The sequence below is a fragment of the Micromonospora sp. NPDC048040 genome, from assembly GCF_055587185.1.
Map to the genome: position 1 here is coordinate 21,089 of NZ_JBVJGT010000042.1, position 12,833 is coordinate 33,921.

9 protein-coding genes are annotated in these 12,833 nt (G+C 67.4%); 3 read left to right on the forward strand and 6 right to left on the reverse strand.

Annotated features, from left to right (window positions below; genetic code table 11):
• Positions 1 to 4 precede the first annotated feature (4 nt).
• The 3 genes from ACZ6O2_RS27620 to ACZ6O2_RS27630 are packed head-to-tail and all read right to left on the reverse strand — an operon-like array spanning position 5 to position 2,369.
• Positions 5 to 562, reverse strand: a complete 558-nt coding sequence (locus tag ACZ6O2_RS27620; RefSeq protein WP_466024902.1) for a hypothetical protein — start codon at positions 560 to 562, stop codon at positions 5 to 7.
• Positions 559 to 1,401: an ABC transporter permease subunit gene (locus ACZ6O2_RS27625; RefSeq protein WP_466024903.1), complete on the reverse strand. Its 843-nt coding sequence runs from the start codon at positions 1,399 to 1,401 to the stop codon at positions 559 to 561. Before ACZ6O2_RS27625 ends, ACZ6O2_RS27620 begins: the two co-directional genes overlap by 4 nt.
• Positions 1,398 to 2,369, reverse strand: a complete 972-nt coding sequence (locus ACZ6O2_RS27630; protein WP_350711169.1) for an ABC transporter ATP-binding protein — start codon at positions 2,367 to 2,369, stop codon at positions 1,398 to 1,400. The genes ACZ6O2_RS27625 and ACZ6O2_RS27630 overlap by 4 nt, the downstream gene beginning before the upstream one ends.
• Positions 2,370 to 2,554: 185 nt before the next feature.
• On the opposite strand from ACZ6O2_RS27630, the gene ACZ6O2_RS27635 reads away from it, so the two are divergent.
• The 3 genes from ACZ6O2_RS27635 to ACZ6O2_RS27645 all read left to right on the forward strand — a co-directional run bounded on the left by ACZ6O2_RS27635 (position 2,555) and on the right by ACZ6O2_RS27645 (position 5,776).
• Positions 2,555 to 3,232, forward strand: a complete 678-nt coding sequence (locus ACZ6O2_RS27635; RefSeq protein ID WP_350711167.1) for a response regulator transcription factor — start codon at positions 2,555 to 2,557, stop codon at positions 3,230 to 3,232.
• A gap of 49 nt (positions 3,233 to 3,281) precedes the next feature.
• Positions 3,282 to 4,595 carry a sensor histidine kinase gene (locus tag ACZ6O2_RS27640; RefSeq protein ID WP_466024904.1) on the forward strand — a complete coding sequence of 438 codons (1,314 nt, stop codon included), beginning with the start codon at positions 3,282 to 3,284 and terminating at the stop codon, positions 4,593 to 4,595.
• Positions 4,596 to 5,020: 425 nt separating this feature from the next.
• A complete protein-coding gene (locus ACZ6O2_RS27645; protein WP_350711163.1) occupies positions 5,021 to 5,776 on the forward strand; it encodes an AfsR/SARP family transcriptional regulator in 756 nt (251 codons plus the stop codon).
• Between the two features lie 67 nt (positions 5,777 to 5,843).
• Here ACZ6O2_RS27645 and ACZ6O2_RS27650 read toward each other — a convergent pair whose 3' ends face one another.
• The 3 genes from ACZ6O2_RS27650 to ACZ6O2_RS27660 all read right to left on the reverse strand — a co-directional run bounded on the left by ACZ6O2_RS27650 (position 5,844) and on the right by ACZ6O2_RS27660 (position 12,821).
• Positions 5,844 to 9,041, reverse strand: a complete 3,198-nt coding sequence (locus ACZ6O2_RS27650) for an efflux RND transporter permease subunit (RefSeq protein ID WP_466024905.1) — start codon at positions 9,039 to 9,041, stop codon at positions 5,844 to 5,846.
• Between the two features lie 35 nt (positions 9,042 to 9,076).
• Entirely contained in the window at positions 9,077 to 9,535 is a 459-nt protein-coding gene (locus ACZ6O2_RS27655; protein ID WP_466024906.1) for a hypothetical protein, read from the reverse strand.
• A gap of 64 nt (positions 9,536 to 9,599) precedes the next feature.
• Positions 9,600 to 12,821: an efflux RND transporter permease subunit gene (locus ACZ6O2_RS27660; protein ID WP_466024907.1), complete on the reverse strand. Its 3,222-nt coding sequence runs from the start codon at positions 12,819 to 12,821 to the stop codon at positions 9,600 to 9,602.
• Between the last annotated feature and the right edge of the window lie 12 nt (positions 12,822 to 12,833).

The window sequence follows — 12,833 nt, forward strand, 5'->3', positions numbered from 1 at the left end:
TCTGTCAACTCGTACGCCGAATGCGGTATCTGGCAGCTGCGGCCACCAGACCGAGCACGACCGGAACGACGATGGCAACCGGCAGCGACCCCGCTGCGGTCAGGGTCCGCTTTCCGGCCACCGTCACGTGTACCGGCTGGCTCACCACCAGCGGGCCGCTGCCTGCCGTGGCGTCGCCGCCGGGCATGAGCACGACGTAGACGTCGAAACTGCCGGTGTTGACGGTCTGGACCTGCCAGGACAGCGACATGCTGCTGTTCGGCGCCACCGGCGGAACTTCCCGGGTCACGTCCGCCGACCAGTCCTCGAGGTCGACGTAGACGCCGTCCAGGCTCGCGACGTTGAAGTGGGCTACCAGCCGTTCGGTCGGCGCGTTACCCGAGTTGACCACCCGGGATTCAAGCGTCAACCTCTCACCAACGACCGTGTCGATTTGGCTCTGCTCCAATACGACCTCGACGGTGCCCGGCAGTGGCGGCGGAGCGGCTGCCGCCGAAGCGGTCAGGCCGACTGGAGCCGTCAGCGCCAGCAACAGCCCGGCGAGGGCCAGCTCTGTCTTCATGCTCCGCTCACCCCTCCATGAAGCTTGACTATCCGGGTGCCGGCGGCAACCAGGACGCCCCCGGCCAGTACTGCGGTGAGTAGCGGAGAGATCAGGTAGGACAGGTCCCGCGTCCAGCCGTGCCCGTTGACGAGCACAGCCGTCAGGTAGTGCAGCGCCGCGCCGATCGGGTTGAGCCGGACGAGAAGGTCACCGAACCAGCCCTTCGGCGCGCCGCCGGGCAACTGGGTCGGTGCGAAGAACGCCAACAGCAGGAAGAGGCTCACCGCGAGGCTGACTTTGTTGGAGCTCGACACGGCGCTGATCAGCAGACCGAGCGCGGCGAGCGCGATCGCCAGCAGCGTGCCGACGAGCAGGCCCAGCAGCAGCGCCTGCCCGACGATGGACACTCCGCGTCCGAGCACCCATAGATACGGCACGCTCACGACGAAGGCCGCGAGCCAGAGCGACAGCGCGGCGGCCATCTTCCCGATGACGATGGCGCGGCGGGAGACGGGCGTGAGCAGCAGGTTCTCCAGCGTGCCCCGTTCCCGCTCCCCGCTGATCGCGTCGGCGCTGACCACCAGTGTGACGAGGACGCCGACCGCGACCGTAACCTGCAGGGTGAGGTTGACTGCCTCGCGCTGCTCGAGGAAGTTGAGCACTTGGTTGGTGCCGGCAAGGTAGGTCATGACGCTCAGGACGACGCTGAACGCGAAGACCAACCCGGGGCCGCGCCCGCTTACCCACAGATCGCGGCATTCCTGTTCGGCGACAACCCGCCAACCCGGATTGTTGTCGCGCACTGCGCCCGCGCTGGGCTCGGCGTTCCGGACGCGCGTACGTGGACCCGCCGTCATCGGACACCCTCACCGGTCATCGCAAGGAAAGTGGCGCTGAGCCGCGCGCCTTCGACCTCGAAAGAAAGGACCGGCACGTCGGCGCTCAGCACCGCCCGCAGCGGTCCATTCATCCCCGTCTCCGTGCCGCCCTGTGTGGCGGACGACCGTTCGTTGACGGAAAACCTGAGTATGTCGGGACGTTCGGCGGCCAGCTCCATCGTCAGGCCGGCGATCCCCGCGAGTGCGTCCCGGGCCCGGCTGGCCAGCTCGATCGGTACGCGCATCTGCGCGTACCGCTGGGTGGGGACAGCGCGGGTGACCTCGCCGCAGGGGCCGGAGGCGAGGATTTTTCCCTTGTGGAGGATCAGCACGTTCGTGCAGATTTCCTCGACGTCAGGGAGGGCGTGGGTGCTGAGGATGACGGTGGCTCCTCGGCCTGTGGCGATTTCGCGGACCATCGCCAGCATCTGACGCTGCCCGGCCGGGTCGAGCCCGAGCGTCGGTTCGTCGAGGAACACGACAGCGGGATCGTTGACCAGCGCCCGTGCTATGCCCAGCCGCTGCCGCATGCCGCGGCTGTAGGTGGAAATCCGCGACGAGCCACGCTCGGCCAGGCCGACCTCTGCCAGCAGCCCCCCGGCGACCAGCACGGCGTCTGGACGGGTGTGGCCGAACAGCCGCGCGTGGTAGCGCAGGTACTCCTGGCCCGTCTGGTGTCCGGGATAGCCGTTGCTTTCCGGCAGTACACCGATCCGTCGGCGAATCTCGCCGGGCCGGGTGCAGGGAACACCCGCCACCGAGAACTGCCCGCTCGTTGGCGCGAGCACCGTGGTGAGCAGTCGGATGGTGGTCGTCTTGCCCGACCCGTTTGGCCCGAGCAGTCCCACGATCTCGCCTTGTCGTGCCGTGATGCTCAACCCGTCGATCGCCGTGCGGTTTCCGAACCGCTTGGTGAGCTGCACAGCCTCGAGCTGCACGGTAGTCATGACCATCCCCCTCTCGTCGTGTGCGAGGTGACGTCGCTGCCACCCGTGGTCGGTTCGACCGGGACGTGAGGCGACTGTAGGGCGCGTTGGCTGAATACCGGCTGAACGCGGACGCAACCCCGAGGCCGGAGGTCTGCGTCGGCGGCTTCAGCGGGCAGTAGGCCGGCGAGTGGCACACTGGGGGTGTGCGCATCCTCGTGGTCGAGGACGACAAGCACCTCGCCCGGTCAATCAAGCGTGGATTGGAGGCCGAGGGGTTCGCTGCTGAGGTCGCGCTCGACGGCATCGACGGCCTCTGGCTGGCCACGGACGGCGACTTCGACGTCATCGTTCTCGACATCATGCTTCCCGGCAAGAACGGCTTCCAGGTGTGCGCGGAGTTGCGTGAGGCCGGCAACTGGACCCCGATCATCATGCTGACGGCCAAGGACGGCGAGCTCGACGAGGCGGAAGCTCTCGATACCGGAGCCGATGACTACCTGTCCAAGCCGTTTTCCTATGTGGTTTTGGTTGCCAGAATTCGGGCGCTGTTGCGCCGGGGTTCGCGGGAGCGCCCGGCCAGGCTGAATGTCGGCGACCTGCGGCTCGACCCCGCCGCCCACCGGGTTTGGCGTGGGGAAACGGAGGTCTCACTTACTCCGCGTCAGTTTGCCCTCCTCGAGTTCCTCATGCGGCGTCCGGGCGAAGTGCTTTCCAAGGGCACCATCCTCGACCACGTCTGGGACTTCGCGTTCGACGGCGATCCCAACATCGTCGAGGTCTACGTCCGGCACCTACGCAGGAAGATCGACGAGCCGTTTGGTCGTTCCGCGATCCAGACGGTCCGTCTGGTCGGTTACCGACTGGACCCCGATGGGGGCTGAAAACCTCCGGCCTCGGGCGCGCCTGGCGACGGTGCGTGCCCGCACCACCATGGCTGCCACGATCGTCGTTGGCGTCGCCCTCGTGGTCACGGCCGTGAGCCTGGTGGTGTTTCTGCGTCGTTCTCTGGTCGAACGCGTCGACGACATCGCGAGGGTGCGTGCGCACGACGTCGCGGCCCTGGCCCGCCAGGGCACGCTCCCCACGGAGTTGGCCGTCGAAGGTGACGACGGCAGCATCGTCCAGGTCGTGGACGGCGACGGCCGAGTCGTGGCCGCCACCGTCGGAATTCGGCGCGATCAATCTCTTGCCCGGTTCCGCCCTCCCGGGGCGGGGGCCGAGGTGCGCACAGTCGACGGCCTTCCGTTCGGCGAGGCCGGCGGCTATCGGGTCATCGCGCTGCCGACGGCCACGCCCGAAGGGCCGGCGACCGTCTACGTTGCGGCGAGTCTTTCCCCGGTCGATGACGTTGTTGACGTTCTCCAGGGTGCACTTGCCGCCGGTGGTCCACTGCTGCTGGCACTCGTCGCCGTCACGACCTGGACGGTCGCGGGTCGCACCCTGCGGCCGGTCGACGCAATCCGGGCCGAGGTTGCCGACATCTCCGAACGTTCCCTCAACCGGCGGGTGTCCGTGCCGGCCACGGACGACGAGATCAGTCGACTCGCGGGCACGATGAACATGATGCTCGACCGGCTGGACGCGGCTGTCGAGCGTCAACGTCGCTTCGTCGCGGACGCCTCGCACGAGTTGCAGACTCCGCTCGCTGCGGCGCGCACCGATCTGGAGGTCGCGCTCGCCCACCCCGACTTCACCAGATGGAGCGAAACCGCAGCCGACCTGCTCGCGGCGAACCGTCGCATGGAGCGGCTGGTCCGGGACCTGCTGTTCCTCGCACGGGCGGATGCCGGCGTTCCTCGCCGCCCCGCCCGTCCGGTCGACCTCGACGACATCGTCCTGGCCGAGGCGGCCCGGATCCGGGGCGGCGGCCGCCTGCGGGTCGACACCGGCGCGGTCTCGGCGGCTGCCGTCGACGGGCGTCGCGACGACCTGACCCGGGCGGTACGCAATCTGTTCGACAACGCTGAGCACTATGCCTCGTCATCGGTCAGCGTCGAGCTCGGCAGCGACGACCGCCGGGTCACGTTGATCGTCCACGACGACGGGCCAGGGATTCCGTACGTGGACCGGAAGCGCGTCTTCGAGCGGTTCACCCGTCTCGACGACGACCGGAGCCGTCGCACGGGCGGCACCGGTCTCGGTCTGGCCATCGCGAGAGAGATCATCGACGCACACGGAGGCTCGATAGACGTCGAGGATGCGCCTCGTGGTGCACGGTTCGTTATCTGCCTACCTGCGCGCTGACCGACGACCTCGCGTGGGAAGTTCCGACGATTTCTCACGAAATCTCAGGTCCGTGAGGAGCGCGCACCAGCATTTGGCCGAGGCTGAGTTGTGCGTATTGGCAGCAATGAAGATTTCGGTCGGGGCGGCGGGGCGGAAAGTCTTGGCGATCCGGCGAACCTCTTGACCAGCCAATCAGCTGAGTTGCAACATAGTATTACAAAGTAGACTTAAGCTTGACGGTCCCGCGTAGGTCGTATTACAGGCCAGTTTACATCCGTTCAGGCGCGTTGATTCCGCTTACTACGTGCGGCTCGTGCGGCGGAATGCGGGGCACGTGACCAATCGGCCGATCAGCCTGATCATCACGAACGTCCACGGCGTGGTTCCGTGACCCTGCGCAGTGAGGCGGAGGAGGTGCAGACGCATCACAGGGGGTGTGGGTTGTGGAGTTCCGGCTTTTGGGGGCAGTGGAGGCATGGGCGGGGGATCGACAAGTCGATCTCGGGCCACGCCAACAGCGGCTCATCCTGGCGATCCTCGCGCTGAATGTGAACCAGTTCGTGCCGCTCGACCGCCTCGTTGACCTGACATGGCCCGAATCACCGCCACAGACCGCACGTCATGCCATCCACGTCCGCGTCTCGCAACTGCGCACCGTCCTGGCCATGGCCGGTGCGGACCGTGAAGGCGTGGAGATCACCACGCGCGGCCCGACGTATCTCCTGCGGGCCGACCCGATGAGCGTGGACGCCCACCGCTTCCGCGCCCTCCTCGCCGGGGCTCGCCGTGAGACGGACGAACTGGAGAAGGCGGCGATGTTGCGGCGCGCGCTCGATCTGTGGCACGGACCCGCGCTGGCCGACGTGGCGACCCCGCGAGTCGAAGATCTGTGCCGGGGACTGGAGGAAGCGCGGTTGACGGCTGTGGAGGAGTGGCTGGACGCGCAGTTGCGGCTCGGCCGGCACGAGGCCGTATTGGATGACCTCGCCGAGTACGCCGGGCAGTATCCGTACCGCCAACGATTGCTCGCGCAGCTCATGTTGGCCCTGTACCGCGCCGGCCGCGCCGCCGACGCGCTGGTCGCCTACCGGCTTGCGCGGAGCCGGCTCGTCGACGAACTCGGACTCGATCCAGCGCCGCGGCTGCAGCAACTGGAGAAGGCGATACTTCGCGGCGATCCTGGGCTTGACCTGCCGTGACCCAGCAGCCCAGCGGACCCGTCGGCAACCACGGCGACTCGTCGTGGCTGGGATGAGGATCCGCCGGTCAGGCATGGGTCGCTCCGGGCCGCCGGGCTGCTGGCCACACGCGCGTTGCAAGCGGAGATCGCTGAGGCGTGGACGAATGCTCGTGTCGTCCGACGCGCAGATAGAGGGACGGGAGGACGAACAGGTTCAGCAGCGTCGAGGTGACCAGGCCACCCAGAATCACGACCGCCATCGGGTGTTCTATCTCGTGACCGGGAAGGCTGCCGGCGAGGACCAGGGGAAAGAGAGCGAGCCCGGTCGCCAACGAGGTCATGAGGATCGGCGAGAGTCGCTCCTCCGCGCCGCGGAGGACGAGACCTCGGCCGAATTGTTCAGATTCTTCCCTTTCCAGGTATTGGAAATGATTGATCATCAGGATGCCGTTGCGGGCGGCGATGCCCAGCACGGTGAAGAATCCCACGAGCGAGCCGAGCGAGAGGATGCCGCCACCGAGGTATGCCGCGAGGACCCCGCCCACCAGAGCCATGGGCAGCGTGAGGAGGACGAGGAACGCCAGCCGCCAGCTGTTGAAGGCGGTGGTCAGCAGGAAGAGAATCCCGATCACCGCGACGCCGGCGAAGAGTAGCAGCCGGTCCTGGGCGGACGTCGCCTCCTTGTACTCACCGAGCAGTTGCGGGTGGTAGCCGGGCGGGAAGTCCACCGTCGCCAGGCGGCGCTGAACCTCGGCCGCGACGTCACTCAGGGCCTTCCCCGCGGCCGCGTTGGCGCCCACATTGATGTACCGTGACCCGTTTTCCCGCAGGATCTGGTTGGGCGTGGGCACCATCTTGACCTCGGCGAGTTCACCCACGGGGACCTTGCGCCCGTCCGCTGCGTCCATCAGCAGGCTACGAACGCTCTCGATGCTGTACCGCGCACTCGGCACGCTCCACACGTGCACCTCGGTGTTCTTTCCGTTCCGCCAGATGTCGCCCGCCTCCTCGCTGGCGATGAACGTGGCGGCCGTCCGGCGTACGTCGCCGGGCTTGATGCCGTACCGTGCCGCCTTGCTCAGGTCGACCTGGACGTCGACCTGAGGAACTGTGGTCTGCAGCGTCACGTGCTCATCGATGATGCCGTCGATCCCGGCGATGAGCTCCTTGACCTCGTTGGCCTTGTCGCGGAGGACGTCGAGGTCGTCACCGACGATCCGGATGGTGATGGCCTCGCTGGATCCGGTGAGCACCTCCTTGGTGCGTTCCTTCAGGTAGGTCTGCACATCCCGCTGCAGTCCGGGGTAGCCGTCGACCACCTTCTGCACGGCGGCAAGAGTCTTGTCGTAGTCGACGTTTGGATCGATGCTGATCCAGTTTTCGGTGAAGTTCATGCCGACAACCTCGTCGGCCAACGTGCCCTGCCCGATGTGCGCGCCGAAGTTCCGGACTCCGGGGATCGCCCTCAGCTCCTTGCTGACCTGCTCGGTGATGCGGACGCTCTCCTCGCGCGAGGTGCCGGGCTGGGTCACCCAGTGCATCAGGAAATCCCGTTCCTTGAACGCGGGGAACAGGTTCTGCCCCAGCATTGGTACCACCATGACACCGCCCGCCAGGACGAGCACTACGGTCGCGTAGGCGACGGCGGGACGGGGGATGATGCGTGCCAGCATCGCGGTGTAGCCGCGCTGGAGCCAGCGCACCAGCGGCGATTCCCGCCGCTCGATCGGCGACTTGGCCAGCAGCAGCAGGGCGAGCGCCGGGATGACCGTCAGGGCCACCAGCAGGGAAGCCAGGATCGCCAGCCCGTAGGCGAACGCCATGGGCCGGAAGAACGAGCCGGTCAGCCCGGTGAGCAGGAAGATAGGGACCGTGCTGACCAGGATGATCATCGTGGCCTGGACGATCGGCCCCCGCACCTCCACCGACGCGTCGAGGATGATGGCCGCTGTCGACCTCGTGCTGCCCGCTCGCCGGTGCTGGCGAATGCGGCGCACGATGTTCTCGACGTCGATGATGGCGTCGTCGACGAGCACGCCGAGGGCGATCACGAGCCCGGCCAGGATCATGGTATTGATCGTGGCCCCGGTCCAGTGCAGGACGAGCCCCGCCGCGACGAGGGAGAGCGGGATCGACATCGCGCTGATCAGCGCCACCCGCCACTCGAAGAGGAAGAACACCAGGATCAGGACCACCAGGATGAATCCGATGACCATCGCCCGCCCGAGGTTCTCGACCGAGGTCTCGATGAAGGTCGCCGGCCGGAAGATCTCGGTATCGACGTCGAGTCCCTGCATGCCGGGCGCCATCTCCCTCAGCGCGGCCTCCACCCCGCGGGTCACCTCAAGGGTGTTGCCCCAGGGCAGCTTCTCGACGATGAGCATGAGGCCGGGACCGTCGTTGATGACCGCGTCCCCGGTGAGCAGGGACGGCGGCATGATGTCGTCGGTGATGTAGGCGACGTCCTTCAGGTAGACCGGCTTGGCGCCCTTCGGCACCTCGATGGGGATCTCGGCCAGTTGCTGCCCGGTCAGGGCGGGCAGTTGGTGCTGCACCTGGAGCCGCTGGTTGGCGGTGTCGACCCACCCGCCGGTGCCGATCTCGAACCCGCCGTTGAACTTCAGCTGACCCACGTCCACCGCATCTCCGGCGGCCTCCATGACCTGGGCCAGCGTGACGTTGTGCTGCCTCATGAGCTCGGGATCGACCAGCGCCTGCTTGACGTGCCACCGATCGCCCCAGATGGCCACGTTCGCCACCCCCGGTACCCGCATCAGGCGGGGCCGGACCGTCCAATAGGCCTGCAGCGCCATCTCGACATGAGCCGCATCCGACGTGTCCGCCTGGGATATTCCGATCTTCATCACCCGGCTGGTCGACGACAGCGGTTGGATCATGAAGGGCGCGTTGGCCCAGCGGGGCAGTCTCGGTGTGACGGCCGTGAGGCGCTCCTGGATCAGCAGACGGGCCGCCATGAGGTCGGTCCCGGGCTTGAAGATCAGGATGATCGAGGAGAGCTGGGAGACCGACTTGGAGCGCATCACGTCCAGGCCCTCGATCCCGGTGAGCCCCTGCTCCAGCGGGACGGAGACAAGCTCCTCGACATCCTGCGCAGAGAGCCCGATACAGATCGTCTGTATCTCCACCCGGGGCGGCGCGAACTCGGGGAAGGCGTCGACAGGCATGTCGCGAATCTGCAGGACACCGATGAACATCAACATCGAGGCCCCGACAACCACGAGGAACCGGAGCTTGAGACTCGTTCCAATGATCCAACGCATCATGGTGAGGGTTCCTAGCCTCGTAGCGACTGGATGGACTACTTGCCGACCCCGAGCTCGGCGCCCCAGAGTTCGATCACGCCTGTCGTCACGATCGAGGTCCCCGCCGGCGGTGCCTGCGCAAGGAACGCGTCGGTCCCGCGCGCCCCGCCCACGGTCTCCACCACGACCTTCTCCCGGACATAGGTCAAGGGTTGAGGAACCGTGTAGACCCAGGCCGCGCCGTTCGGGTCGTAGAGCACTGCCGAGTACGGCACCACGGTCGCCGGCGTACCTGGCGACGGGCTCGGCCCGACCGGCGGTGCAGTCTGCGCTGCGCCGATCGTGACCGTCGCGATGCCCACCCGGCGCGCCGCCTGCTCGGTCAGCGTCACCTTCTTGACGTCCCTGCCCGGGATCGCCTCGACCGTGGCGGGGCTTTCCTTGTGGCCACCCGAGGTGTTCGAGGCGGGTGTCGTGCAGGCCGCCAAGCCCAGCGTGATCAGGATCGCTGCCATCCACCGACCACCGTGTCGCATGTGGTCGCCTCCTTCACTGTGCATGGGACTCTCCTGGTTCCGATCAGGCCGGAGCCGGGCTTGAAGGGGTTTCCTTGCCCGCCGCACCGGGTTCTGGCCTGGGCGCGGGTATCGATCCGGCCCGAGGCTCCGACTCCGCCACGGATGGAGACCGGACGGCGAACCGCAGGTACAGCACGGGCAGGACCAGCAGGTTCAGCAGCGCGGTCGTGACCAGGCCACCAAGGATGATCAGGGCGAGCGGGCTCACGATCTCGAGGCCGGAGACGCTGCCGTAGATCACCATGGGAAGCAGAGCCAGCCCCGCCGCCAGGATGCCCGTCACGGCAGGGATGAACTGCTGCCGTGACCCGCGCTCGACCAACTCGGCACCTGGCGGGTGGCCGTCCTCCTCCATCCGCTGGTACCGCATGATCTGCAGCGTGCCGCCCCGAACGGCCATGGCCAGCACGGTGAGCAGCCCCAGCAGCGCGACGACCGAGACGGCCGACCGGTCGATGGCCGCCAGCAGCAACCCACCCGCCAGTGCCGTCGGTAGGAGCAGTAAGTACAGCGACGCCACCCGCCAGCTACCGAAGCCGGCCTGCAGCAGGAAGAAGATCAGGATCACGGCGCCGCACACGAAGGTCCACACCCGCAGGTCGGAACTGGCCCGTGCCTGCCCCTCGCCGAGCACCTCCAGATGGTGCTCACGGGGGAAGGTCACCTGCGCGAGCCGGTCCTTGACCTCGCTGGTGACGGCATCCAGACCACGCCCGCGCACGTTCGCGACGACGTCCATGCTGCGGGAGACCTGGTCGTGTGTGATGACCTCCGGCTTCGCCACAATCCTCACGTCGGCAACATCAGCCAGGCGCACCTGGGTCGGGCCGCCGCCCGGGCCGCCACCCGGCGCGTCGATCAGAAGGTTCTGGATGGTGGACATGTTCTGGCGCACCGCCGGGACACCCCACACGACCACCTCGAACACCTTCTGGTCGTCGAAGAGGTTGCCCGCGACCGTGGACGAGACGAGGGTGGCGGCCGCCCGGCGCACGTCGCCCGGCTTGAGGCCGTACTTCGCGGCCTTGGCAACGGAAACCTCGATCTCCACCGTCGGCGCGACCTCTGCGGTCCGTACCCGTGGTTCGGTGACGCCGTCGATGGCGGCGATGATGCCGAGGACCTCCTGGGCCTTCTCGTCGAGAACCGAATAGTCGTTGCCGTAGACGCGCACGACGAGGTCCTCCGTGGCACCGCGGGTCACCACCTCCCGGATCCGCTTGTCCGAGTAGGTGATCACGTCGCTCTGCACCCCGGGATAGCCATCCACGACACGCTGTACAGCGGCCAGGGTTCTGCCGTAGTCGGCCTCCGGCTCGACACTGAGCCACACCTCGCCCGAGTTCATGTTGACGACCTGGTCCGACGCCAGTGCCCGCCCGGTGTGGGCGCCGACGTTGCGTATTCCCTGGACGGCCCGCAGTTCGGCACTGAGCGCGCCCGTGATCCGGTTCATCTCCGGTCGGGACGTGCCGGGCGGCGCCTCCCAGGTGATCAGCAGGTCCCGCTCCTGAAGCGTCGGCGACAGCGGCCGCGCACCGAGGAACGGCAGAGCAGCCAGGCCCGCCACCACGAGGAGGCCGACCAGGGCGTAGGACCAGACGGGCCGGCGAAGCAGCCGGGGCAGCAGCCCACCGTACGCCTGCTCCAGCGCTCGGGCGAGCGGCGACGGACCGTGCTGCAGTGACGACCGGGAGAGCAGGAGCGTGGCCAGCACGGGGGCGACCGTCAGCGCGACCACCAGCGAGACCACCGTGGCGGCCAGGAAGCCCTGGGCGACCGGGGTGAGGAACGCGCCGCGCACCCCGTCGAGGATGAAAAGGGGCACGACCGAGATAGCGGCGACCAAGGCTGCGACCAAGAGCGGGCCGCGTACGTCGAGGACGGCTCGCTGGATGGTGTCGGAGAGGGGCTCGTCGGAGTCATCCTCGCGGCGCTGCCGCAGCCGTTGCCTGACATTGTCGACGGCGACCACCGCGTCGTCCACGACGATGGCGAGGGCCATCACCAGCCCCGCCAGGGACAACATGTTGAGGGTCACGCCGAACCAGGACAGCACGAGCACGGTAACCGCCACGGAGGCTGCGATGGTCACGAGACTGACCAGCGCGGTGCGCCAGCTGAACAGGAAGGCACCGAGCACCAGCAGCAGGAGGATGGCGCCGAGGACCAGGGTCGTGGTCAGGTTGTCGACCATCTTCTCGATGAAGGTGGCCGGCCGGTACACCGTCGTGTCGATCTCGACGCTCGGCATCGCGGGTCGCAGCTCGTCGAGTGCGGCCTCCACGTCCCGGGTCACGTCCGCCACGTTGGCGCCCGGGAACCTCTCCACCACCAGCATGAGGCTCGGAGTGTCCTTGACGACCGCGTCGCCGATGAGGAGCTGGTGGTCCTCGACGATATGGGTGACGTCGCCCAGGAGCAGTCCTCGGTCCTCGGCGCCCTGAATGGTGACCTTGCCGAGATCCTGTGCAGTCTTGATCGGCTGGTTGTGCTGGATCTCGATCCGCTGGTTGGCGGTGTCGATGAAGCCACCCAGTCCAGGTGTCGACGCCTCCACAAAGGTGAGCGGCGAGACCCACAGCGCGTTCGCCGATGTGCGCAGGACCTGGTCCAGCGTGACGCCGTTCTGCATCAGCCTGGAGGGATCGACCTGCACCTGCAGCTGCCGGTCGCGGAACCCCCAAATGGCGACGTTGGCCACGCCGGGGACGCTCAGCAGGCGGGGCACGATCGTCCAACGCGACAGCAGCGACATGTCGATCAGTGAGCGATCCTGGGACGACAGTCCGATCATCATGAGCCGACCGGTCGACGAGAGCGGTTGTACCACCAGCGGCGGCCTCGATGATGCGGCAGGCAGCATGGCGACCATGGTCAGGCGCTCCTGCACGACCTGCCTTGCCCGGATCGGGTCGGTGCCTGGCTCGAACGTCATTTCCATCGACGACAATCCCGGGAGCGTGCGGGACTCAAGCTTGGCCAGCCACGGGATCCCGTTGAAGAACTCGTTCTCCATCGGATTGGTGATCAGATTCTCCACCTCCTCGGCGGAGAGCCCGAGCGCCTCGACCTGCACGTCCACCCGCACCGGCCCGAACTCCGGCAGGGCCTCGACCGACGTGTTGCGAAGCTGTACAAAGCCGACGGCCATCAGGGCGACGGCGATGGAGAGCACCAGCCGGTGAAATTTTACGCTTGACCCGACGATCCACCGCATCATGGCCCGAGACCT